The sequence below is a fragment of the Ahrensia marina genome (assembly GCF_001293565.1).
GTDB classification, from domain to species: Bacteria; Pseudomonadota; Alphaproteobacteria; order Rhizobiales; family Rhizobiaceae; genus Ahrensia; species Ahrensia marina.
In genome coordinates this window covers 105,489-130,261 of the sequence record NZ_JXMU01000013.1, presented here as the reverse complement: position 1 = coordinate 130,261, position 24,773 = coordinate 105,489, and the positions used below count along the sequence as shown (strand labels likewise).

General features: G+C 48.9%; 21 protein-coding genes. 11 read left to right on the top strand and 10 right to left on the bottom strand.

Annotation, left to right across the window (positions count from 1 at the left end):
• Nucleotides 1-47: 47 nt before the first annotated feature.
• The 3 genes from SU32_RS10030 to SU32_RS10020 form a co-directional block, all read right to left on the bottom strand.
• Complete coding sequence (locus SU32_RS10030; RefSeq protein ID WP_053999217.1) at nucleotides 48-713, bottom strand: DsbA family protein; 666 nt, start codon at nucleotides 711-713, stop codon at nucleotides 48-50.
• Nucleotides 714-838: 125 nt separating this feature from the next.
• Nucleotides 839-1,150, bottom strand: a complete 312-nt coding sequence (locus SU32_RS10025; protein ID WP_053999216.1) for a hypothetical protein — start codon at nucleotides 1,148-1,150, stop codon at nucleotides 839-841.
• A 74-nt stretch (nucleotides 1,151-1,224) separates the two neighbouring features.
• Complete coding sequence (locus SU32_RS10020; protein WP_053999215.1) at nucleotides 1,225-1,653, bottom strand: secondary thiamine-phosphate synthase enzyme YjbQ; 429 nt, start codon at nucleotides 1,651-1,653, stop codon at nucleotides 1,225-1,227.
• Nucleotides 1,654-1,721: 68 nt separating this feature from the next.
• Between SU32_RS10020 and ung the strand changes: the two genes are divergently transcribed.
• Nucleotides 1,722-2,393, top strand: coding sequence for a uracil-DNA glycosylase (ung, locus tag SU32_RS10015; protein WP_053999214.1), 672 nt, complete (start codon nucleotides 1,722-1,724; stop codon nucleotides 2,391-2,393).
• On the opposite strand, the gene SU32_RS10010 is transcribed toward ung, so the two are convergent.
• The 4 genes from SU32_RS10010 to SU32_RS09995 all read right to left on the bottom strand — a co-directional run bounded on the left by SU32_RS10010 (nucleotide 2,390) and on the right by SU32_RS09995 (nucleotide 8,273).
• A complete protein-coding gene (locus SU32_RS10010; protein ID WP_211097734.1) occupies nucleotides 2,390-3,265 on the bottom strand; it encodes a mechanosensitive ion channel family protein in 876 nt (291 codons plus the stop codon). The genes ung and SU32_RS10010 overlap by 4 nt on opposite strands.
• A gap of 93 nt (nucleotides 3,266-3,358) precedes the next feature.
• Entirely contained in the window at nucleotides 3,359-5,407 is a 2,049-nt protein-coding gene (rpoD, locus tag SU32_RS10005; RefSeq protein WP_053999213.1) for an RNA polymerase sigma factor RpoD, read from the bottom strand.
• Between the two features lie 302 nt (nucleotides 5,408-5,709).
• Nucleotides 5,710-7,656: a DNA primase gene (gene dnaG, locus SU32_RS10000; protein ID WP_053999212.1), complete on the bottom strand. Its 1,947-nt coding sequence runs from the start codon at nucleotides 7,654-7,656 to the stop codon at nucleotides 5,710-5,712.
• A 167-nt stretch (nucleotides 7,657-7,823) separates the two neighbouring features.
• Nucleotides 7,824-8,273 carry a GatB/YqeY domain-containing protein gene (locus tag SU32_RS09995; protein ID WP_053999211.1) on the bottom strand — a complete coding sequence of 150 codons (450 nt, stop codon included), beginning with the start codon at nucleotides 8,271-8,273 and terminating at the stop codon, nucleotides 7,824-7,826.
• A 283-nt stretch (nucleotides 8,274-8,556) separates the two neighbouring features.
• Here SU32_RS09995 and carA point away from each other — a divergent pair, with 283 nt between their 5' ends.
• The gene (carA, locus tag SU32_RS09990; RefSeq protein ID WP_425394268.1) at nucleotides 8,557-9,771 is read left to right on the top strand and encodes a glutamine-hydrolyzing carbamoyl-phosphate synthase small subunit; all 1,215 of its coding nucleotides are present in this window, start codon (nucleotides 8,557-8,559) and stop codon (nucleotides 9,769-9,771) included.
• Between the two features lie 79 nt (nucleotides 9,772-9,850).
• Nucleotides 9,851-11,155, top strand: a complete 1,305-nt coding sequence (locus SU32_RS09985; RefSeq protein ID WP_053999209.1) for a mechanosensitive ion channel family protein — start codon at nucleotides 9,851-9,853, stop codon at nucleotides 11,153-11,155.
• 27 nt (nucleotides 11,156-11,182) lie between these two features.
• Here the strand turns inward: SU32_RS09985 and ypfJ are convergent, their stop codons facing one another.
• Nucleotides 11,183-12,124 carry a KPN_02809 family neutral zinc metallopeptidase gene (ypfJ, locus tag SU32_RS09980; RefSeq protein WP_053999208.1) on the bottom strand — a complete coding sequence of 314 codons (942 nt, stop codon included), beginning with the start codon at nucleotides 12,122-12,124 and terminating at the stop codon, nucleotides 11,183-11,185.
• A 126-nt stretch (nucleotides 12,125-12,250) separates the two neighbouring features.
• A complete protein-coding gene (locus SU32_RS09975) occupies nucleotides 12,251-12,817 on the bottom strand; it encodes a type 1 glutamine amidotransferase domain-containing protein (RefSeq protein ID WP_053999207.1) in 567 nt (188 codons plus the stop codon).
• Nucleotides 12,818-13,046: 229 nt separating this feature from the next.
• On the opposite strand from SU32_RS09975, the gene carB reads away from it, so the two are divergent.
• The 8 genes from carB to SU32_RS09935 all read left to right on the top strand — a co-directional run bounded on the left by carB (nucleotide 13,047) and on the right by SU32_RS09935 (nucleotide 22,614).
• Nucleotides 13,047-16,550, top strand: a complete 3,504-nt coding sequence (carB, locus tag SU32_RS09970) for a carbamoyl-phosphate synthase large subunit (RefSeq protein WP_053999206.1) — start codon at nucleotides 13,047-13,049, stop codon at nucleotides 16,548-16,550.
• 140 nt (nucleotides 16,551-16,690) lie between these two features.
• On the top strand, nucleotides 16,691-17,167 hold the full coding sequence (gene greA / locus SU32_RS09965; RefSeq protein ID WP_053999205.1) for a transcription elongation factor GreA: 477 nt from the start codon (nucleotides 16,691-16,693) through the stop codon (nucleotides 17,165-17,167).
• 17 nt (nucleotides 17,168-17,184) lie between these two features.
• On the top strand, nucleotides 17,185-18,123 hold the full coding sequence (locus tag SU32_RS09960; protein ID WP_144421097.1) for a glycosyltransferase family 2 protein: 939 nt from the start codon (nucleotides 17,185-17,187) through the stop codon (nucleotides 18,121-18,123).
• Nucleotides 18,120-19,121: a glycosyltransferase gene (locus SU32_RS09955; RefSeq protein WP_053999204.1), complete on the top strand. Its 1,002-nt coding sequence runs from the start codon at nucleotides 18,120-18,122 to the stop codon at nucleotides 19,119-19,121. The genes SU32_RS09960 and SU32_RS09955 overlap by 4 nt, the downstream gene beginning before the upstream one ends.
• Nucleotides 19,108-19,926 (top strand): glycosyltransferase family 25 protein, encoded by an 819-nt coding sequence (locus tag SU32_RS09950; protein ID WP_053999203.1) that lies wholly within the window; start codon nucleotides 19,108-19,110, stop codon nucleotides 19,924-19,926. Before SU32_RS09955 ends, SU32_RS09950 begins: the two co-directional genes overlap by 14 nt.
• Nucleotides 19,923-20,672: an FkbM family methyltransferase gene (locus tag SU32_RS09945; RefSeq protein ID WP_053999202.1), complete on the top strand. Its 750-nt coding sequence runs from the start codon at nucleotides 19,923-19,925 to the stop codon at nucleotides 20,670-20,672. Before SU32_RS09950 ends, SU32_RS09945 begins: the two co-directional genes overlap by 4 nt.
• 40 nt (nucleotides 20,673-20,712) lie before the next feature.
• Nucleotides 20,713-21,690 carry a thioredoxin-disulfide reductase gene (trxB, locus tag SU32_RS09940; protein WP_053999201.1) on the top strand — a complete coding sequence of 326 codons (978 nt, stop codon included), beginning with the start codon at nucleotides 20,713-20,715 and terminating at the stop codon, nucleotides 21,688-21,690.
• A 27-nt stretch (nucleotides 21,691-21,717) separates the two neighbouring features.
• Nucleotides 21,718-22,614 carry a LysR family transcriptional regulator gene (locus tag SU32_RS09935; protein WP_053999200.1) on the top strand — a complete coding sequence of 299 codons (897 nt, stop codon included), beginning with the start codon at nucleotides 21,718-21,720 and terminating at the stop codon, nucleotides 22,612-22,614.
• A gap of 365 nt (nucleotides 22,615-22,979) precedes the next feature.
• Here SU32_RS09935 and ettA read toward each other — a convergent pair whose 3' ends face one another.
• Nucleotides 22,980-24,629, bottom strand: a complete 1,650-nt coding sequence (gene ettA, locus SU32_RS09930) for an energy-dependent translational throttle protein EttA (protein WP_053999240.1) — start codon at nucleotides 24,627-24,629, stop codon at nucleotides 22,980-22,982.
• Nucleotides 24,630-24,773 lie beyond the last annotated feature (144 nt).

Below are 24,773 nucleotides of genomic sequence, written 5' to 3'. Positions count from 1 at the left end.
CGCTGCCCCCGCGCAAAGTCAAGCCGCCTTGCGCGATGATTTTCTGCTTAGAGCAGAGGGTCAATAATGGCAGACAGTTGATCAATTGTCAGCGCTCCGGCGTATTTTTCGCCATTGATGAAAAATGTCGGTGTCGCGTTCACACCAAACTCGGTCTGACCACGTTCCCGCACCTTATTCACATCATTCAAAAGCTGCTGGTCGGTCAAGCATTTCTCGAACGACTCCTGTGTAAAACCGGCCAATTTGGCAATGTTTTCCAATGGAGCGCGTGCATTTTCCGCCCGGGCCCATGTCGACTGCTGTTTGAAAAGCACATCAACCATTGCGAAATAAGCATCATTTGGTGCGCAGCGGGCCAACATAAATGCCGCTGCCGCGCGCGGATCAAACGGAAATTCACGTATGATCAGGCGTGCCTTACCAGTGTCGAGATACTTTTCTTTCAACTCAGGATACGTATTGTTATGGAAGTTCGCACAGTGGCCACACGTCATTGATGCATATTCAACGATTGTGACCGGCGCATCTTCTTCGCCTTTAAACATCTCCGGCAAAGCATTGTCAGCCAGCAATTTATCCATATCAACGCTGCCTTCAGATGCCGGTGCGCTCTGTGCAAAAGCGGGCAAATTGGTTACGCTCAGCGCGGCAGGTATTGCTGCCATGGACAGAAGGGCATTACGGCGGGAAATCAGCATTGACTGAGACATTAACAGCTCCAAGATTACTTTGTTTTGTGATCTTATAGCTGGTCAAATCAGGCAGGACCAAGGCAAAATATTGCTTCATCTACAGCCTACTCTTCACGAAAACGTTATGTGAGCGAGCTTATATTTTAGTTTGGGCAGAAATACTCGCCGCTTGCACCGCGCAAAGCCGGTGAATAGGAACCGTCCGGATTTAAGCAGCTCGGCGTATTATCGTCATAATCCTGATAGCTTTCCCCTGAATAGGCATAATCGTTGTTCGAAGTATAGCCACCGCCGCCTGTTACCGTTCTTCCAACGGCTTTACCACCGCGGTAAACCAGTTTTCCTGCACCTACCGTACCTTTGACTGCGACTTTCGTAACCTTCACCGTTGATCCTACAACCGTACCGGCCACGGAAGCAGCCGCACAACTTTGAACCAAAACAAGTAATGCCATTGCTGCGATTCTGGCGTGGTGTCTGTGCAGTTTTTTCATGACGATAAAATGCACTTGAAACAATTAAAGTTTTATTAGGTATTGCCGGTCAAATGCAGCACGATTTGCCGCGCATGGGGCCTGTCGCGATGCTCGAACAGATAGATCCCTTGCCATGTTCCCAGCATCATCTCTGCGTCAATCACCGGAATTCCAATCGAAGTCTGTGTCAAAGCGGCTTTGATATGCGCGGGCATATCGTCCGGTCCTTCATAAGTATGTTTGAGATATGACATTGAGGGGTCGCTGGTTGGAGGCACCAGACGCGCAAAAAATGCTCTCATATCGGATTGCACTTCGCTATCCGCATTCTCCTGCACAAGAAGCGAGCACGATGTGTGCCGAACAAAGAGTGTTAGCAAAGCATCGGCGGGCGCATACGTTTTTACAAAACGTTGCACATCTGACGTAAATTCATACAGCCCTTGCCCGTTTGTGTTCAGCTTTACGATTTGATGTGGCATATTTTCGCTTTCAGTAACGGTTAGAACGAAGCTAACCGAGCTTAAACAAAATAGGCAATTGAGTGAACATGGTCCATTTACATGAAAGCTGGCTTAAACATCTAAGCCATGAGTTTGACAGTGATTATATGCAAAAACTCAAAGCTTTTTTGCAATCAGAACGTGATGCCGGAAAGCAAATATACCCACCGGCAAAGTTGTGGTTCAACGCACTGGATACGACGCCGCTTGATCAGGTTAAGGTCGTCATATTGGGGCAAGACCCTTATCATGGTCCAAACCAGGCGCATGGCTTGAGTTTTTCGGTTTCCGAAGACGTTCGCATACCGCCGTCACTGATCAACATCTTCAAAGAATTGCACAATGATCTTGGCATTGAACCCGCCAGTCACGGAAATCTCAATGCGTGGGCAAAGCAAGGCGTTCTCTTGCTCAATTCAGTTTTGACGGTTGAAGCGCATAAAGCAGGCTCCCATCAGAACAAAGGCTGGGAAAGATTTACCGATGCCGTGATTAAACTTGTCAACGAGCAGTCCCGGCCAATCGTTTTCATTTTATGGGGCGCCTATGCACAGCGCAAAGCATCCTTTGTCGATGAAAGCAGGCATCTGGTTATCCGTTCGGTGCACCCGTCACCTTTATCTGTTCACAAGGGCTTTTTTGGCACTAAGCCGTTCTCTAAAGCCAACAGCTTCTTACAAGAAAACGGAATCACGCCGATAGATTGGTGCTTGGACTAATTTTCATCAACCAAAGATAACGGCTCTTTGAACGTCATTGTCCGATATGGGAACGGAATTTCAATTCCAGCATCATCAAGAGCTTTTTTAACAGCCTCAACCACCTCGTCTCGTGAGGTGCGGATATCGACAGGCTTTGAGCCGGGCCACCAAGTAATTTCAAAGTTAATCGAACTGTCTGCGAATTCCTGCGCAAATATCTGTATAGGACGGTTATCTTTGATCACAGTTGAGCATCCCTCAACAGCCTTCTTAATGACTTTGCGACCCTCCGCAACGTCCTCATCATAGGCTATGCCACATATGATTGTCGCGCGGCGTTGGTCCAGATCAGTGCGGATTGTCAGCGGATTTTTAAAAAGTACCGAATTCGGCACAATCACCAATTGACCGTCGGTCTGACGAATATGGGTTTCCCGAATTGCAATATCCTCGACTTTTCCTTCAAGGTCTTCGCATTCAATGTGATCATTAATACGCATTTCCTTGCGCAGTAGGATGATTATGCCAGCTAGAAAATTTTCAAATGTATCCTTGAAAGCAAAACCGATCGCTACGGATCCAAGGCCGAGGCCTGCAAGCATAGAAGCCGGGGTCAGGTTCGGGAATAGGATAATGGCCGCAGACATAAGGCCGAAAATCCAGACAGCCAAACCGCTCAACATAATCACCAGACCACAAAGACTTGGCCGCATCTTCGATTTGTTGAGCGTTTGCTTAACAATAAAACGGACAAATTTTGCTATTAGCCAAGTAAGTAAAATGACAACCAGTGCTACGGCCAATTCTGGCAGCAAAGCAATTGTCGCCTTGATCATGCTGGTGATCTGATTGGTTAAAATTGTCAGCGGATTGATATTTATTTCGTCCAAGTGCCTGCCCCCGGTTACACTAACGTAATGGTATTGGAGACAGATAGTTCCCATGAAACAGAAAAACCCGGCTCAATGGCCGGGCTTTTGTTCTTACTGATCTAGGAATGAGCGCAATTTGCGGCTTCGGCTTGGATGCTTCAGCTTGCGAAGCGCTTTTGCCTCGATCTGGCGAATACGCTCGCGGGTAACCGAGAATTGCTGACCCACTTCTTCGAGCGTGTGGTCAGTGTTCATACCGATACCAAAACGCATACGAAGAACGCGTTCCTCACGCGGTGTCAGTGAAGCCAATACGCGAGTCGTTGTCTCGCGCAGGTTTGCCTGAATAGCCGCATCAATCGGCAAAATTGCCTGCTTGTCTTCGATAAAGTCACCAAGATGTGAATCGTCCTCATCACCAACCGGTGTTTCGAGCGAAATCGGCTCTTTGGCGATTTTTAGAACCTTACGTACCTTTTCAAGCGGCATTGCCAGCTTTTCAGACAGCTCTTCCGGTGTTGGTTCGCGGCCAATTTCATGCAGCATCTGACGTGATGTACGCACGATCTTGTTGATTGTCTCAATCATATGAACCGGAATACGGATAGTACGCGCCTGGTCAGCGATTGAACGGGTAATCGCCTGACGTATCCACCATGTCGCATAGGTCGAGAATTTGTAGCCGCGACGGTATTCAAACTTGTCGACAGCCTTCATCAGGCCGATATTGCCTTCCTGAATGAGATCCAGGAACTGCAAACCGCGGTTGGTGTATTTCTTTGCAATTGAAATCACGAGACGCAGATTGGCCTCGACCATTTCCTTCTTGGCAATACGCGCTTCGCGCTCGCCTTTCTGAACCTGATTTACGATGCGGCGGAATTCCGGAATCGCAATACCGGTTTCTGTCGCAAGTTCCTGAATTTCAGCGCGCAGATTTTCAATTGAGACCGGTTCTTTTTCAGCAAACGCTTTCCATGCCTTGGAATCGATCTGGGAGATTGTCTCAACCCAGTTCGGATCAAGTTCAGAGCCTTGATAATGTTTCAAAAATGCTTCACGGCTAACACCGTAGGTCTCTGCAAGGCGCAGCAAGCGGCCTTCATTTTGCACAAAGCCGCGGTTAATCGAGTAAAGCTGCTCGACAAGAGCATCAATACGCTGGTTATTGAGCGACAATGATTTAACGAGTGTGACCAGATCATCCTGAAGCTGTTTGTAACGGCGCTTCTGACTGGATGAAAGATCGCCCTCATCGGCCAACGCGCTTTCAACCTGCTGGTCCTGAAGTTTACGTAGCTTGCTGTAAACATCGGCAATATTGTCGAAGATTTCCATGACTTGCGGGCGCAACTCGCCCTCCATCGCCGCAAGCGACAAGTTCACTTCGTCTTCTTCATCCTCGTCATCTTCAATCTGGCCTTCACCACCGACATTCGTGATATCGTCATCACGGCGGCGCGGCTGGCGCAGCAAGCGCTCTTTTTCTTCGCGTTCCTTACGCGCCTGATCAATTTCCTCTGGCGTCGGTACTTTCGGCGTCGCCTTGGCTTCAGGGCCAGCATAGGTTGTTTCAAGATCGATAATATCGCGCAGGAGGATGTTTTCCTCCATCAATTCATCACGCCAGATAATAATCGCCTGAAAGGTCAGCGGGCTTTCGCAAAGACCCGCAATCATGGTTTCACGGCCGGCCTCAATGCGCTTGGCAATGGCAATTTCACCTTCCCGTGAAAGAAGTTCCACCTGCCCCATTTCGCGCAAATACATACGAACCGGATCGTCTGTACGATCGGTCGGTTCTTTCTTCTTTACGGTTGTTGCAACAGCGCTGCCGCTGGCCGTTGCCACTTCCTTTGAGCCGGAAGTTTCGCCTGCATCGCCATCACCATCATTGTCGCTGTCTTCATCTTCTTCCACGACATTGATGCCCATCTCTGACAGCGCAGACATTACGTCTTCAATCTTGTCAGGATCAGTCTGGTCGGAAGGTAAAACAGAGTTCAGTTCATCGACAGTAACAAATCCACGCTTTTTAGCAGCGCGTATCATTTTCTTGACGGAATCAGCCGTCAGATCCAGCAATGGTCCATCGGCGCTTTGCACTTCTGGATTAGCCCCAGCTTCAGGATTTTTTTTTGTTTTAGTCGTTGTCGCCATAGACGTTTGTTCTCCGGCGTATTAAGGCTATCAAGCCGTCGCCTTTTTCGCTTTGTTTGTTCGATAAGCACCGAATCAGCCACATGTTGCCGAAAGCTAGCAACCGCACCTTAAGCATTGATTAAGTGTGTTTATCTGAAAGCCATATTTATGTTGCTTCTCTATTGAGGAAATAGTGCTGCCCTCTGCCGATTTCCACCTTCGCGTATAATTATAACCCTGATTCCCGTGATTCGGCTTCACGTCAAGCTTTTGTGACGTTTAATTGACATGATTCTTTTGCCGAGAACGCGATTTATGGCTTAAAAGTTACGGCTTGGACGTCCGGATGAGACACCAAAGCCTTCCACAAGCGCATCAAGCCCTTGTGTGCGGCGGACCTGCAATTGAATATCCTGAAACCGCGCCCAATTTGCTTCCGAGCCATCAAGAGCCAACGCATCTTCCGCCGCCTTTAACTCTCTGTTGAGGCCCCGGGCGCGCTGGTAAAGCTGAACGGCCTGCTCAAATGCAGACAACGCATCTTCAAAAGCGGCTTCTTCAGTAAAAACCCAAAGCCGTGAACGGCTGACGACCCGGTCTACTTGAGCGATAACATCTGTGTAGGCCAGAAGCGCCGGATGGCGCACCAAATCAGCCCGCAACCGTGCAGCTGTTTCGCCATGCGCCTCAATAACAGCGCTGCGAAGGTCATTCAGACTCTTATTATCAAATTCAAACGACATGAACCTGTCAAATGAATCGACGAGAATATCCGGATGGCAGATGATCGCGCTCATTAATGCCGCTTCACGTACCGGCATGTCCGAGACATTCACAACGCCAGTCTTGGTCAAGCGGGAATTTGCAAGCTGTGATGTTACAGCAATACGCCCCTTTAAACCGCCGCCTTTTGCACGGTTGTAACCGCCGCCCCCGTAATTGCTTTTACCGCTGCCGGTCCGGTTATTGCCGGCAGGCGCTGTGCCAAAAAACATCGCCACCCGCTCACGCATGTCTTGCGCGTAATGACGGCGAACGCTTTCATCCGCGATCTGGTTGGTGACCTCACGCATTGTCTGTTCAAGTTTGGCACGGCGCTCAGGCGTATCAAATGTCTGGCCACCGGTTTCGCGAAGCCAAAGCATGTCAGCGGCAGACTTTGCAGCGGCCAAAACATCCTTGAAGGCAGCTGGACCTTCTTTTTTGACAAGGTCATCCGGATCCTGCCCATCAGGAAGCAAAGCAAAGCGGACGGATTTTCCGGGCTTTAATTCACTAAGCGCCATCTCTAGGCCGCGGAATGCAGCCCTTAAGCCCGCCTTGTCACCATCAAAACAAAGAACGGGTTCATCCGTGGCACGCCACAGTTTTGCAAGCTGGTTTTCCGTTAGCGCCGTACCAAGCGGGGCAACCGCATTTTCAAAGCCCGCCTGATCAAGTGCGATCACATCCATATAGCCTTCAACAGCAATCACTGTCCCGCCTTGCTTGGCCTGAACCGAACGCGCGCGCTTGAAGTTAAAAAGAATATCGCCTTTGTGAAACAGTTCTGTTTCCGGCGAGTTTAAATATTTGGCAGGCACGTCAGCGCTCATTGCGCGCCCGCCGAATGCGATAATTCGGCCCTGCTGGTCTTCAATGGGAAACATGATCCGGTCGCGGAAACGATCATAGGATACGGCGATATCCTCGCCATGCACGACCATTCCTGTCGCTTCGATCTGCTCTTTGCTCGCGCCTTTGGATGCAAGAAACTCTTTGACACCGCTGCGATTGTTGGGCGCAAACCCCAAGCGAAACTTGTTAATCGTTGATGCGCTTAAACCACGGTCACGAAGATAAGCGCGCGCAGCAGCACCGCCCTGCATTTGCAACTGCTCTTCGTAATAAGATGCGGCCAGATCCATATATTCATAGAGGGTTTTACGCTTTTCTTCGCGCTTTTCGGCTTCAGGATCAGGCGTCGGCATCGCCACACCGGCCATACCGGCAACGCGCTCCACAGCTTCAGGAAAACTGACGCCTTCCAGTTCCGTCAGAAAACGAAAATGGTCGCCTGATGCACCGCATCCGAAACAATAGTAGCGGCCTTTTTTGTCCTCACAGTGAAAACTCGGCGTGTTTTCGCCATGTATCGGGCAGCAAGCCCAATAATCTCCGCGTTTCGTATTTGTTTTTTTCTTGTCCCACGTCACATAGCGCTGAATGACGTCAGAGATCGGAACGCGATCCCTAATTTCATCCAAAAATGACTGGCCAAAACGCATTTAATTTATCCGCGGGTGTTAAAGAGCACTCTTATAAGACGCAAAATGCATTCAGCGACGCTCATTTTCAATGAACTGCGACGCTAATTTGCAAATTGTGGATAAGTTGAGTGCTCTCGGCGGCGATTTAAATTTTATCGCCTCAGAGAGGCAGTTCAGCCTGCCTGTTAACGCAACATATTTTTCACAATGCCGGATGCTTTTGTAAAATCCATCTGACCTGGATATTTGGTTTTTAGCGCATTCATGCATTTACCCATGTCACGCAGACCTTCAGCACCGGTATCTTCCACGACTTCCGCACAAACTTGCTTAACGCTGTCTTCGCATAATTGCTCAGGCAAAAACTCTGCAATAACAGCGCTTTCGACACGCTCAAGTTCGGCAAGCTCCAAACGGCCGCTTTCTTCATAGGTTTTGGCCGATTCTTTGCGCTGTTTGATCATTTTCGTCAAGATTTCAGAGATCTCGACTTCTGACACAGGGTCTTTTCCCGCGCTTCGCGCAGCGCTATCACGGTCCTTCACAGCTGCCTTGATCAGGCGCAATGTGCAGACTCGTGTTTTATCCTGTGATTTCTCAGCTTCTTTAAGCGCAGTTTGAATTGCTTCGCGCATATTTGAACCCTATTTCGACAGACGGAACATACTGATACCAATCAGCAATGGCAAGCCATAGCTCCGACCTCAACTTATTGAAATAAAACAACAAAAAAATAACTTCAAATCAAAGACTCCAGTTTACCCAAGGAGAACAAAGTTACAATACACATTGTATGCTTTCAAAAATCACTGATTTTTGATTGTTCCTTACCAGTTGCCTTTACACACAATATGGTGTTTGCACTCAATTGCAGCAACCGCACACCCAATATAAAAACGAAGGTCAGTTATGACAAAACTGAATGATACAGGAAACACACCTGCGCCTTGGACTGAGCAAACGCCTACAGCGGTCCTGGTATTGGCCGACGGCACGGTTTTTAAAGGCAAAGGCTTTGGCGCGACCGGCGCTGTTGAAGCCGAGGTTTGCTTCAACACCGCCCTCACCGGCTATCAGGAGATTATGACCGATCCGTCTTATACCGGACAGATTGTGACATTTACCTTTCCTCATATTGGTAATGTAGGAACCAATGTGGAAGATATTGAGGATCTGACACCAGCTAATCGAACCGGTGCAGTTGGCGCGATCTTCAAAGCGCCCATTACTGATCCATCAAACTACCGTAACGCCGAGCACCTTGATTTATGGCTGAAAGCACGCGGTATCATCGGCCTTTCAGGCATCGATACCCGCGCCCTAACTGCATATATACGCAACAATGGCGTTCCAAATGCTGTTATTGCCCATGATGAAAATGGTGTTTTTGACATTCCGGCTCTGAAAAAGCGTGCTGCGGACTGGTCAGGGCTGGTTGATCTTGATCTGGCAAAAGATGTGACGGTCGGCCAGACATCATCATGGACCGAAAAACCATGGGTATGGAATGAAGGGCACAGCGAAAACGCAGACGATGCTATTCACATCGTAGCCATTGATTATGGTGTAAAACGCAACATTCTTCGTCTGATTGCAGCTCTCGGCGCCAAAATCACAATTCTGCCGGCTAAATCCACGGCTGAAGATGTGCTTGCGCACAACCCTGATGGTGTTTTCCTTTCAAATGGCCCGGGCGATCCGGCTGCGACCGGCGAATACGCCGTACCGACGATTAAAAAACTGGTTGAAAGCGGCATTCCGCTTTTCGGTATTTGTCTCGGTCACCAGCTGCTGGCACTGGCCGTCGGCGGGAAAACTATCAAAATGCACCAGGGACACCATGGCGCAAACCATCCGGTCAAAGACCACACCACCAACAAGGTGGAAATTGTGTCGATGAATCACGGTTTTGCTGTTGATTCAAAATCTTTGCCAGACGGCATCAGCGAAACACATGTGTCGTTATTTGATGGCACGAACTGTGGCCTCGCGGTAGACGGAAAGCCTGTTTTTTCCGTTCAGCACCATCCGGAAGCATCGCCCGGTCCACAGGACAGCCATTACCTCTTCCGCCGTTTCTTCAACTTGATCCGCGAGAAACAAAGCAAAGAAAAGCTGGCAGAACGCGCTTAAATGACAGACCGCCTAAGCAGATAATAGGAGATAGGATTGAAAGGCTTCCAATGCGTGGAGTTTCGGTTAATCTGAAATTATGGAACCGAACCTAGACACAATTTGGAACTCTTTCCTCATCTTCTTTTATCAGGCCAAGAATTACCTGACAGAACCTTGGGCCGCCTATCAGCTTGCCATTATTGGCGGCTGTTTTGCGGTTGCATGGCTATTATCATTCAAGATTGAACCTATCGTTGAAAGCCGGGCGCGCAATATCAAAGGCAATCCCGGCCTTCTGCGTATCGTCATTGCGTTTATGAGACGCCTTGAGTGGGTCTTCTTCCTGATACTTGTATATATTGCGCGCGAAATTGTTCTCTTAAATACGTGGCCAAGCCGCACATTCGTGCTCACCGCAGCGCTTGTCTTAGGGTCGGCATGGCTTGCGCTGGCTGTTCTGACAAGAATAATTCAAAACCGGACAATTGCGCGTGTTATTGCCATCGGCGCTTTTGCCTATATTGCACTCGGTGTCTTGGATATACGCGACCCTGTGGCACAAGCGCTTGATGATGCTGCAATCAACTTAGGCGATTTCAAGCTTTCGATACTCTTTGTATTACGCATCATATTTTTAACGTCGCTATTCCTGTGGCTTGCGACCTTGTTTGGCACATTTTTCGATAACCGCATTAATGCCATTTCCGACCTGTCGCCTTCGTTCAAAGTGCTTTCGGGTAAAATTGTCAAAGTCGGCCTTATCGTTATCGCGCTTGTTGTGGCGCTCACCGCTGCCGGCTTAGACCTAACCACCCTGACCATTTTTTCCGGTGCTGTTGGTATCGGTCTTGGTTTCGGTCTGCAAAAGGTTGTTTCGAACTTTATCTCCGGCGTGATCATTCTGGTCGACAAATCAATCAAGCCAGGCGACACAATCGAGCTTGGCGATACATTTGGCTGGATACGTGAATTGCGCGCCCGATTTGTTTCCGTGATCACCCGCGATGGCCGTGAATATCTTATTCCGAATGAGGATTTTATTACCCAGCAGGTCGTAAACTGGTCATTCTCCAATAAGCTCGTGCGCTTGGATGTAGAGTTTGGCGTTTCATACGATAGTGACCCGCACGAGGTGACCAGAATTGCGATCGAGGCTGCCAAAGACCTGCCGCGTGTGCTTAACCACAAAGCGCCTGTATGCTGGATGACCGCGTTTGGCGCATCTTCGCTCGACTTCAAACTGCGTTTCTGGATTGGCGATCCGCAACAGGGTTTAACCAATATCCGTGGTCAGGTATTGCTTGCTCTGTGGGATGCTTTTCAGGAAAACGGCATCGGTATTCCTTACCCGCACCGTGAAGTCATTTTCAAAACGCCGCTGGAAACGAAGCAAGGCAATTAGTGTCTATTTGCTTTGCCTGTTTAGAGTTTAAACATCGTTGTTGAATGTATCGCAGGCTTCTAGCTTGCCGCTTTCAAAGCCGCGCGCGAACCATTCGCGGCGCTGCGCCGATGTACCGTGGTTGAAGCTTTCAGGCACGACATAGCCTTGGGTACGACGCTGAATTGTATCATCGCCGATCTGTGTTGCGGCATTAAGCGCCTCCTCCAGATCACCACGCGACAACAATCCTTTTTGTTCCGTGTAATAGCCCCAGATGCCTGCGAAACAATCGGCCTGAAGTTCCACACGAATTGACATCGCATTGGATTCCGCTTGGCTCATGCGCTGGCGCATCTGGTTAAATCGCGGCAAAACACCGATTACATTTTGAATGTGATGACCAACTTCATGTGCAATCACATAGGCTTGTGCAAAATCGCCGCCTGCATTGAACCTTTGCTCCAGCTCGTCAAAGAAGTTCAGATCGATATATAATTTTTTGTCGCCCGGGCAATAGAACGGCCCTGAGGCCGCGCTGGCAAACCCGCAAGCAGAACGTACCTGACTGGAAAAGAGAACCAAAACCGGCTCAGGATATTGGCGGCCATTGGCCTGAAAAATACCGTTCCAAACGTCTTCGGTTTCGGCAAGTACACGGCTGACAAACTCGGTTTGCGCATCTGTTCTCGGCGTTGCGCGAGGCGTCGGGTTTTGCCTTTGTGACTGCGGAAGCATTTGCTCGAAACCGCTGCCTGCCCCGCCGCCGGCCAAAATTTGCAGCGGATCTATGCCGCAGCTGCGCAGAACGAAAAACAGAATCACAAGCAAGACAATTCCGCCGATGCCGCCGCCGGATGAACGCATTGTTCTTCCTCCGGATGGCAAGCGCACACGCCGTGTCGGTCTTCCAAAGCCACCGCGGTTACGTGAACCGGAACCGCGCATATCCTGTATATTCGTGCTTTTGCGACGTCCACCTAAACGCATGGTCAGCTCCAACTGTCATACTTATGCCTGTTAAAGACTTTGTGCCGCAAAAGGCTGAACTGTTCAACAAAGAAAGCGGGCGCCCATTCGGGCACCCGCAGAAACGTTCGTCATTTATATGCGGTGTTAAGCAGCTTTAATTTCCCGGTCGTGGCGACCTTCTTCAACTTCTTCAACGATTTTAGTGTTAAATGCGTCCAAGTCGCCCGGGTTCCGCGATGTGATAATCGCGTTAGAAACAACGACCTCTTCATCAACCCAATCTGCACCTGCATTAATCAGGTCGGTTTTAATGGAAGGGTATGAGGTTGCCTTGCGATCACGCAGAGCGTCTGCTTCAACCAGCAACCAAGGTGCATGACAAATCGCAGCAAGTGTTTTTCCGCTTTTAGCAAATTCCCGTACGAACGAAACTGCATCATCGTCTACACGCAAAAGATCGGGATTGATCTGACCGCCCGGCAAAACAAGGGCATCATAGTCAGATACGGCGACATCTGATACGAGTTTGTCCACAGCTACGCTGTCGCCCCAGTTTCCATCGTCCCAGCTTTTAATCTCACCGGATTTTATGGATATGATGTGAACTTCTGCACCTGCATTTTTGAGATGATCCAACGGCTTGCGCAGTTCAGATCTCTCATAACCGTCTGTTGCAAGGATTGCAATTTTTGCGTCTGAAATATTAGGCATATTTTTCTCCTTTCGCTGTTAGATGGCAAATGTCCGAGTGCAGCAAATGTTCCGAAGATGATAAAATAGTCGCTAGGCCTTGAATCTATGTTGAAAGCCTAAATTTCCTTGTCTGATGGGGTTACATCGCGTGCGCAGATGAATATAAGACAGCCTTAGCCAGAAAATAATTGCGTTAGCGCCGGTTGTCTTTGCATCCGGCTTTTCGCGTAAGCTAAACGGATGCCCCATGCCAAAGCGTAATGATATTGATACCGTCCTCATCATCGGTGCAGGACCGATTGTGATTGGCCAAGCCTGTGAATTTGATTATTCCGGTACACAGGCCTGTAAGGCGCTGCGCGAAGAAGGTTACCGCGTCGTTCTCGTCAACTCCAATCCGGCAACCATTATGACGGACCCTGAACTGGCGGACGCGACCTATGTAGAGCCAATCACTCCAGAGGTGGTTGAAAAGATCATTATCAAAGAACGCAAAGAAAACCCGAACGACAAAATGGTTGTTCTTCCGACCATGGGCGGGCAGACAGCGCTCAACACAGCCCTTTCTCTCAAGGCAATGGGCGTGCTGGACAAATGGGACGTCGAGATGATCGGCGCCACACCGGAAGCAATCGACAAAGCCGAAGACCGTTCATTGTTCCGCGAGGCGATGGAACGCATCGGTCTTGAATGTCCGCGCTCAATGCTCGTCAACGCAACAGCCATCAAAGACAAAGACCGCACCGAGCACGAAGCCAAAAAGGCAGAGCTGGCAAAGCAGCTTTCTGGCGATGAACTTGATGCCGCGCTAGATAAGCTGGAACTGGAGTGGCGTCACAGCACATCAGAGCGCAAACAACGTTATATGAGCCATGCAATGGCACAGGCGGCAACAGCGCTTGATGAAATCGGCCTGCCGGCTGTCATCCGGCCATCGTTCACACTTGGCGGCACAGGCGGCGGCATTGCCTATAACCGCTCTGAATTCATGGCTTATGTCGAAAGCGGCCTTGATGCCTCGCCGACAACCGAAGTGCTGATTGATGAAAGTGTTCTTGGCTGGAAAGAATATGAGATGGAGGTTGTTCGCGATAAAGCAGACAACTGCATTATCATCTGCTCGATTGAAAACGTCGATCCAATGGGTGTTCACACCGGCGACTCGATTACTGTCGCGCCCGCGCTGACACTTACAGACAAAGAATACCAGATTATGCGTAATGCTTCGATTGCGGTGCTGCGTGAGATCGGTGTTGAAACGGGCGGTTCAAACGTACAATTCGCGGTCAATCCGCAAGACGGGCGTCTGGTCGTTATCGAGATGAACCCGCGCGTATCGCGCTCATCGGCACTGGCGTCGAAAGCGACCGGCTTTCCGATTGCAAAAGTCGCAGCAAAGCTCGCGGTTGGTTACACGCTTGATGAACTTGAGAACGATATCACAGGCGGTGCGACACCTGCCTCGTTCGAACCGTCAATTGATTATGTCGTTACAAAAATTCCGCGCTTTGCCTTTGAAAAATTCCCCGGTGCGGAACCGCATCTGACGACAGCCATGAAATCCGTTGGCGAAGTCATGGCCATCGGCCGTACATTTGCCGAGAGTTTTCAAAAAGCGCTACGCGGCCTTGAAACCGGACTGACCGGATTGGATGATATTGAAATCCCCGGCCTTGGCGAAGGCGACGATAAAAATGCGATCCGTGCCGCTATAGGCGCACCAACCCCTGACCGTCTGCGCATGGTTGCACAGGCTATCCGTTTGGGCTTTAGCCTTGAAGATATTCATGCGGGCTGCAAAATTGATCCTTGGTTTCTGGAACAATTCAAGCAAATCATCGATACAGAGGCGCGTGTAAAAGCCCACGGCCTGCCCTTGGATGCCGGCAATATGCGTATGCTCAAATCAATGGGCTTTTCGGATCAGCGTATGGCCACGCTTATCGGCAAAAATGAAAGCGATGTCGTTGCAGCACGCCGCGCTTTGGATGTGCACCCTGTCTATAAGCGTATTGATACGTGTGCGGCAGAATTTGCTTCACCGACAGCCTATATGTACTCCACTTATGAGCAGCCATTTATCGGCGAACCAGAAAACGAAGCTCAAATTTCCGACCGCGAAAAAGTCGTTATCCTGGGCGGCGGCCCAAACCGCATTGGTCAGGGTATCGAGTTTGACTATTGTTGCTGTCACGCAGCCTTTGCACTTCGTGATGCCGGTTATGAAGCTATCATGATCAACTGTAACCCTGAGACGGTTTCAACCGATTATGATACGTCCGACCGTTTGTATTTCGAGCCTTTGACGAATGAAGATGTGCTTGAAATTCTCGAAATGGAGCAAAAATCCGGTAATCTCAAAGGCGTTATTGTTCAATTTGGCGGCCAAACACCGTTAAAGCTTGCCAATGCGCTTGAGCGTGCCGGCATTCCAATTCTCGGCACATCTCCGGATGCTATTGATCTGGCTGAAGACCGTGACCGTTTCCAAAAACTGCTGATGAAGCTCAACCTCCTGCAGCCTAAAAACGGTATTGCCCATTCGGTCGAGCAGGCAAGGCTCATCGCAACCGGTCTTGGCTTCCCGCTCGTTGTGCGCCCGTCTTACGTTCTGGGCGGCCGCGCGATGCAGATCGTGCGCGATGAAGCATCTTTGTCCACTTATCTGCTGGATACAGTTCCAGAACTTATTCCGGAGGATATCAAGGCCCGTTATCCGAATGATAAAACGGGGCAGATCAATACACTTCTGGGCACGAACCCGCTATTGTTCGACACCTATCTTCAAGGCGCAATTGAAGTTGATGTTGACTGCTTGTGCGATGGCGACGAAGTCTATGTTTCAGGTATTATGGAGCATATTGAAGAGGCCGGTATCCACTCAGGTGACTCGGCCTGCTCCCTGCCCGTAAACACGCTCAGCAATGAAATTGTTGAACAATTACAACTTCAAACGTCGGCCATGGCAAAAGCGCTCAATGTCGGCGGCTTGATGAATGTTCAATATGCGATCAAAGACGGCGAAATCTACGTTCTTGAAGTCAATCCGCGCGCTTCGCGTACGGTTCCGTTCGTTGCCAAAACCATTGGCCTGCCGATTGCAAAAATCGCAGCACGCATCATGGCAGGAGAAACACTTGCAGATGCTGTCGCGCATTATGGCAGCCGCAAAAGCGCTTCGGACATCAAGCATATTGCCGTTAAAGAAGCGGTGTTCCCGTTCTCCAAATTCCCAGGCGTGGACACTTTGCTTGGCCCTGAAATGCGCTCAACGGGTGAAGTTATTGGTCTCGACACTGATTTTGCGATGGCATTTGCAAAAGCGCAGCTTGGTGCCAGTGTGGTTCTTCCAAAAGACGGCAATGTATTCATTTCCGTAAAAGACGAGGACAAAGCCGGCGCACTTGCATCTGCCAAAGTGCTTGCAGATTTGGGCTTCGGTATCATCGCAACCGGCGGCACACAGCGTTATCTGGCTGAAAACGGTGTTGAAGCACGCAAGATAAACAAGGTTTTGGAAGGGCGTCCGCATATTGAGGATGCTATTCGCAACCGCGAAGTACAGCTTGTCATCAATACAACAAGCGGGAAGAAAGCACTTTCCGACTCCAAATCCCTGCGCCGTGCCGCACTTGAGAACAAAGTGCCGTATTACACAACAATGGCAGGCGCCAAGGCGACAACACAGGCGATCGAAGCCTTGTCAAAAGGTGAAATCGAAGTTCGCCCGCTGCAAGCTTATTTCGAGTAATTTGAGTCCAGCCCATAAAAGGGCTGGAAATCAGCAAGAGACATTGCCATATTGATTGAAGCGGTTTCGGAACGCAATTTCCGGAACCGTTTTTATTTATAGATCAGGACCGGTTAAAAACCGGCAGGAAAGGATGGACCATGGTTGATAAGGTCCCAATGACAAGCAAAGGCTTTGATGCGCTGAACGAAGAAATTCGCTGGCGGCAGCAGGAAGAGCGCCCTCGCATTATCGAAGCTATTTCGGAAGCGCGCGCGCATGGCGACCTTTCGGAAAATGCCGAATATCATGCGGCGAAAGAAGCGCAATCACACAATGAGGGCCGTATCTCCGAGTTGGAGGGATTGATTGGCCGTGCTGATGTGATTGATGTTGCGACGATGACTGGTGATACAGTCCGTTTTGGCGCGACAGTCACTTTAACCGATGATGATACGGGCGAAGAAGTCACCTATCAGATCGTTGGTGATCAGGAAGCGAACCCGAAAGAGGGGCGAATTTCAATATCCTCTCCAATTTCGCGCGCATTGATCGGCAAAACTGTCGGCGATTCAATTGAGGTCAAAGCCCCTAAAGGCGACCGCGGATATGAAATCGAAGCGGTGAAGTTCGTCTAATAAAGCGGCCTGATGTTATGGAAACTATTTCCAAATACACCTTCACCCCTGACGATCTGAATATTTCCAAACGGCAAAACGGAATCAGCGCCTTTATGCGGATACGCAATGGCGCTGATTTTCTTGAGCCAACCATACGATCACATATTGATCATTTTGATGAAATAATCGCGGTTTACAATCAGTGCACTGATGCAACGCCGGATATTCTTGGCCGGCTGACGCAGGAGTACGGGACGCGCCTGAGAGTATTTCATTACATAGACCGCGTATTTCCGCCCGGCAGCAAAGACCATGCGTTCACCCCAGCCGATAGCCCCAGCAGCTTGGTGAATTACTCTAATTTTGCGTTAGCTAAAACCCGTTATCGCGTTGTCACTAAGCTTGATGATGATCATTTTGCCCGATCCGAAACATTGGCGAAAGTTGTCAAGAATATTCGCTTAAACGGTATAGCCAGACATAAAATTCTTGGCTTTTCTGGCATCAATCTGAAGCTGAATGTAGATAAGAAACTCTTTGTTCCGCTCGCAGACCCCGTTTCGGGCAGCGGAGACATTGGTTTTTTCAACATTGATAATGAAACAAGGTTCACATTTGACCGGCGCTTCGAAAATGCGCCCGGTAGAAATTTGCACCGCCAGTTTTGCGGCTTTCTTTATTGGCATTTAAAGTATCTGAAAACAGGCGGCGGGTTTGCCAATTATGAATTGGACACAAACCCGAACAGTCGTTTTATGCGCAAACAAAAACGCATGAATGACTATGCAGACGGCGTCGGCGTTTCCGAATTATCAGATATTTTAAGCCCTAAAATTACGGATCAACTCCTGGCTGTGTTTTCATCAAAAAAGCGCTTTATTGCGCAGCGAAATAGAGCCTTGAAACAATTTAAATCTGTGTCCACGAACGCAGAGCTACAAGCCATTATTAATATGCTACCCAACACGTCATGAAGATTCTTCAAATCAATTTATGTCGTGCGGTTGGCGGCTCATCATATCATCATGCAGACCTTGCTTTAGGGTTGAGTGAGGCCGGTCATGAGGTTTGCGTCATAGACCGGTTGGGCGATTTTACGCCGCAAAACACCAGCCGTCACGTACAGCATGTATTAACCCGCCGCGGGGCATTTCATATTGATATTTGGCGGACGCTACGTGAGTTCAAACCGGATATTGTCCATGCACATCAAAGTCTTGCAGCGCGTCTTGCGAACCGGTTAAGCAATTCTGCTCCGGTAATCTCAACAATACATGGTGCCTATAAGGCCCGCTCATACAAATCCTCCGATGGTATTATCCGCGTGGCCGATCATCAAAAAGCAGCCATGCAAAATTATACAGGACCAAGCGTTACTATATGGAACTGGCTTCGCAAGTCACAACAGGAACCGCTTTCAAAACACGATGCGAGGCGCGTTCTGGATATCCCACAAAACGCTTATATATTTGGTTTTGTCGGCCGTATTCTGGAAGCCAAGGGTATTTTTGAGCTGATTGGTGCGTTTCAATCAATTAAGGATACAAATGCCAAACTCGTGATCATTGGCGATGGACCTGACCGCCCCCGAGCAGCAGAAATGGCAAAACACGATCCGCGTATCACATTCACCGGCTTTCGAAGCGATGCCAGTACACTGATGTCGGCATTTGACTGTTTTGTCATGCCATCACATGCGGAGGCCTTTCCCTTGGTGCTCATTGAAGCACTCAATGCCGGTTGCAATATTATTGCTACGGAAACCCTGGGTGCCAAAGAGATGTTGGCTGAGACTTCTGCAATTCTTTTACCGTTGAAAAACAAAGAGAGTCTTGCAAAAGCAATGGTCAAGTCCATGACGTACTGTCATAATGAAGATAACAGATCTCTTTTGAGCGCTTTCGAAAGAGCCGGACAAATTGACCGAACCATCGAATTTTATAGAGCGATAATCAGCAATGACCAAGAATGAAAAAGCTCTACCCATATTGTTAGTAAATCTTGACCGTTCTGAAGACCGCTTGATCAGAATGAAATCTATTTTTGACGAAATGGGTTTGTCATTTTCCAAGGTGCCTGCCGTTGACGGGCGAAATATGAGCGATGTGGAAATCGATAGCTGGCTAGATGCAGACGAAAATTTTTACCGCTTGCGGGCTGGCGAAGTAGGTTGTTTTTTAAGTCATCGCGCCTGTTGGTCCATTGCAGCAGCAAATGAGCAACCATTTACGGTCATTTTTGAGGATGATGTTCACATTGGTGAAGCCGCTGTCGACCTCCTTGGTGACGTTAACTGGATCCCTAAAGATGCAGACATAATCAAATTAGAGACTAATCAAAGAAAGACTTTTATTTCCAAAAACGACCTTAAAGTGCCGGCGGACCGTTCTCTGAACCAACTAACCGGTGAACATACAGGTACTGCCGGATATATTATATCCTCTCGGTGCGCTCAATATTTGTTGGATAACACCGCAAGGTTCAAAGATCCGCTTGATCAATATTTGTTCAATCCGATTTCACCTATATTTGCATCACTCAAAATTTACCAACTTTTTCCGGCCTTATGTGTGCAGGATGAAAATCTGAACAAAGGCGGCTCCTCGGAAAGTCTGAGAAGTACATTACATGAAGAACGACGCCTCAACCGGTTAACTGGCCTCGCAAAACTTAAGCGGGAACTTAGCAGGCCTTTGAAAAAAGCTTTTCTTTGGTTATCAGCACAAAAGAAAGTGTTATTTCATAGCCAAAAATATCAAAGGATACCCTTCAAGTGACCCAAAGTACGCTTCACAAGCGAACAACAAGCCCGAAGGTAATTCGTTACCTGAACTATTTTTATGATGAAATTAGAGGCTACGCTGAACCGCACGGCGTCAAAATCCCCTTTGATCGGCAATTATTGACATACACAATGCGCAAAGTTCTGTCTCGATGGGACTACGAAACAGATGAATTGAATCTCGCATTACCCTACATTTCGTCAGCAAAAAACGTCTTGGATCTCGGCGGAGGTATCGGCTTCATATCCGCGCGCCTTCAACAGATGAATAATGATCTACATGTGACGAGCTTTGAAGCAAATCCGGCAGTTGCCACGCACTATCTAAAGGTTATGGAGACAAACAAGCTCAACCGCTTTGAGCTTATGAAAGGGGTTTTGGGAGATCGCACGAAGTCAAGCTCTGTCAAATTCAATGTGCCGAAAGAGTTTTGGGGCGGTTCGCTGACACGCGAGAGCGACAATCAGAAAACTGTCGATGTTGAGGTTTTTGATCAGTTAAAGTTTCTTGAAGATCACCAGTTTGACCTTCTAATGATGGATATTGAAGGTGGTGAATATGAAGTTGTTGACTTAATGGATAAGGCCTATTTTAAAGCCATCATTGCAGAAATCCATGACGATATACTTGGTGGCGAGAAAACTGAACGCTTGTTGAAAAAGCTGGAAGCTCTTGGATATACATTGCTAAACCCGTCGCCTGAAGGGCTTCATTCGGTTTGCGTATTTGAAAAACGCTAAGATGCACTCAATATAAGCATATAAATTACTGGAAATACCTATGACAAAAACTATTCACTCCAAAATGCTTATCATCGGCTCCGGTCCTGCGGGCTATACCGCTGCGATATACGCTGCGCGAGCGATGCTGAAACCTGTCATGGTTGCCGGCCTTCAACAAGGCGGCCAGTTGATGATCACAACAGAAGTCGAAAACTATCCAGGTTATGCCGAAGCTGTCGAAGGTCCATGGATGATGGAACAGATGCGCCAGCAAGCGGAAAATGTCGGCACACAGATCGAGCAGGACATCATCGTCGAGGTTGATCTTGATAGCCGCCCGTTCAAGGCTATCGGTGATAGCGGCACGATCTATACCGGCGATACTCTGGTGATTTGTACCGGCGCACAGGCAAAATGGCTCGGCCTTGAGAGCGAGCAAACTTATATGGGCTTTGGTGTGTCAGCATGTGCGACATGCGATGGTTTTTTCTATCGCGGCAAAGAAGTTGTCGTTATCGGCGGCGGAAACACAGCCGTCGAAGAAGCCCTTTATCTTTCCAACCTTGCCTCCAAGGTTACTCTTGTTCACCGCCGCGATGAACTGCGATCTGAAAAAATTCTAGCAGACCGTTTGTTCAAAAAGGAAAATGTCGAGATCCTGTGGGATACGGAGCTTGACGAGATTGTGGGTGAAAAAACAAACCCTGCCCTTCCTGCTTCTGTCACCGGTGTTAAGCTGAAAAACAGAATCACAGGCAATGTGACCGAAATGGCGACACATGGTGTGTTTGTTGCAATCGGTCATGCACCTGCGGTATCGCTGTTTGAAGGCAAGCTTAAGCAGAAGTCGAATAACTATCTCTGGACAGCTCCTGACAGCACGGCAACATCGATTGAAGGCGTCTTTGCGGCAGGAGATGTAACAGACGATATATACAGACAAGCTGTAACAGCCGCCGGAATGGGCTGTATGGCTGCTTTGGAGGCCGAAAAATTTGTGGCTGCAATGGAAAGCCAGCTTGAAGCAGCCGAGTAAGATTAGCGGGTAAGATTGGATTGAACCGTGTCGCTAGATTGGGACAAATTACGCGTATTTCACGCTGCGGCACAGGCAGGCTCCTTCACCCATGCCGGTGAAATGCTGCATATCTCCCAATCGGCGGTCAGTCGTCAAATTTCAGCACTAGAGCAGGAAATTGGCGCTGCGCTTTTCAATCGGCACGCCCGCGGCCTGATCCTTACTGAACAGGGCGAGATGCTTTATGCCACCGCGCATGAGGTCTTTCTAAAGCTGGAATCTGTCCGCTCCGAGTTAAAAGAAACAAAAGACAAGCCGTCCGGCATTTTGCGCATTACGACGACCGTCGGCCTTGGAGCCGGCTGGCTTTCTTATCGCATTCAGGAATTTATCGAGCTTTACCCCGACATTAATGTCAAATTGATGCTGTCCAACGAAGAGCTCGATCTCAATATGCGTGAAGCGGACTGTGCCATTCGTCTTCGACAGCCACAGCAGCCCGATCTCATTCAACGCCGTTTGTTTACCGTGCATCTGCATGTCTACGCGTCACCGGAATATATCAACCGTTTTGGCTTGCCTGAAACACTGGCAGACCTCGAAAACCACCGCATCATCAGTTTCGGTGAACCTGCGCCCAATTATTTATCCGATCTCAATGCGCTATTGACGCTTGAGCGCGAAGGCAAGCCACCCTTAAAGCCGACACTGGAAATCAATGCAGTGATGTCGGTCAAGCGGGCCGCGCAGATCGGTGTCGGTGTTGCATTGCTGCCAGATTATGCGGTTGAACGTGATTCCGGCCTCGTACGGGTTTTAGAAGATGTCGCGCTTCCAAGCTTTGACACTTATTTTGCCTATGCAGAGACAATGAGAAATGCAGCAAAGCTTCAAGCTATAAGGGATTTCCTGTTTGCCAAGGCCAGAAGCTGGGAATTCTAGAAGATTAGCCATTTCAACAACTAAGCTATGCATTTTTTGCATGGCAGCATTGCAAATTGCTGCATTGCACAAATTCATTAAAAGGCGCATATCTCTTTTCAACAACAGCACATAATTCCTCCCAGATGGTGTTGTTGGTCAGGGTCAAGCATCCTCCTCCCAGCTTGATCCAAGAATTATGACCGGACTGCATCCTCCTCCCGCAGTCCGGTCTTTTTCATTTTTGGGTCTTGTTTTCTTTCCATCCAATATTTTGACGAATGCTCTAGCTCTGCTTACGGGCGGAAGCGTTGAGCAATTCATACCAATAAAAAACCGCCGGTCTGAATAAACAAACCGGCGGCCTAATTATGATATATATGATGTTAGCGCGTTAGCTTTTTATAGGTAACACGCTTCGGGTTTACGCTTTCAGGTCCGAGACGGCGAATCTTGTCCTTCTCATAATCCTCGAAGTTACCTTCAAACCACTCAACATGGCTATCGCCTTCAAATGCAAGGATATGTGTTGCCAAGCGGTCAAGGAACATCCTGTCGTGGCTGATGACAACGGCGCAGCCAGCGTAGTTTTCCAGCGCCTCTTCAAGCGCTGCCAAAGTTTCGGTGTCCAGATCGTTGGTCGGCTCGTCGAGCAACAACACATTGCCGCCCGCCTTGACCATCTTGGCAAGGTGAACGCGGTTACGCTGACCACCGGATAAAGTGCCAACAGGCTGCTGCTGATCTCCGCCTTTGAAGTTAAACGCGCCGCAATAAGCACGGCTGTTCATTTCATGGTTGCCGAGCTTGATTAGATCATTTCCACCCGAAATCTCTTCCCAGACAGTTTTCTTCGGGTCGAGCGCGTCGCGGCTCTGGTCAACATAAGAAAGATTAACAGTTTCACCGATTGTGATTGTACCGCTATCTGGCTGTTCCTGCCCTGTAATCATGCGGAACAGCGTCGATTTACCTGCACCATTTGGCCCGATCACACCGACAATACCGCCCGGAGGCAATTTGAATGACAGATTATCAATGAGAACACGGTCGCCATAACCTTTGGTAAGCCCTTCGGCCTCGATCACGACATTTCCAAGGCGCTCACCGGCCGGAATGATAATCTGTGCATCACCCGGCTTGCGCTTGTTGGCTGTTTCCACCAGTTCATCATATGCCTTGATACGGGCTTTTGATTTTGCCTGACGTGCTTTTGGTGAGGACGCGATCCATTCCTGCTCACGGGACAGCGCTTTTTGCTTGGCCGCTTCTTCGCGTCCTTCCTGCTGCAAGCGCTTTGCTTTGGCTTGCAAGTAAGCGGTGTAGTTGCCTTCGTATGGAATGCCACGGCCACGGTCCAACTCGAGAATCCAGCCCGTTACGTTATCAAGGAAGTAACGATCGTGGGTAATCATCAGAACAGAGCCCGGATATTCACGCAAATGCTTTTCCAGCCAAGCAATTGTTTCAGCGTCCAAATGGTTGGTCGGTTCGTCAAGCAACAGCATATCAGGCTGGCTCAACAGCAATTGACAAAGGGCGATACGGCGAATTTCACCGCCGGAAAGGTTTTCAACTGACGCATCAGCCGGAGGACATCTTAGCGCGTCCATTGCCTGCTCGACCTGACTTTCCAAATCCCAGAGGTTTTGGCTGTCGATCACATCCTGAAGCTTTGCACCCTCTTCGGCTGTCTCGTCGGAATAGTTCATCATCAACTCGTTATAGCGATCAAGAATAGCTTTCTTGTCCGCCACGCCGAGCATAACATTTTCCATGACGTTTAGATTTGGATCCAATTGCGGTTCTTGCGGCAGATATCCACGGGTCGCACCTTCAGCAAGCCATGCTTCGCCGGTAAATTCATTATCCAAGCCAGCCATAATGCGCATGACTGTGGACTTACCCGCACCATTTGGCCCCAAAATACCGATCTTGGCATCGCCATAAAATTGCAGGTGAATGTTCTCTAGAATTTTCTTTGATCCATAGACCTTATTGAGGCCGGACATATGATAAATGTATTGGCGTGCCATCTTAACTCGGTTCCAAATATTTGAAGTTTTGCCGATCTCTATGGGAAAATCTGCGGCGGGGCAAGGTAAGCATTCAAGCGATACCAGAATGATGTCATGATCCGGCAAAAGCGTTGGCTTCAAAAAGCTTTCTCATCTTTGAAA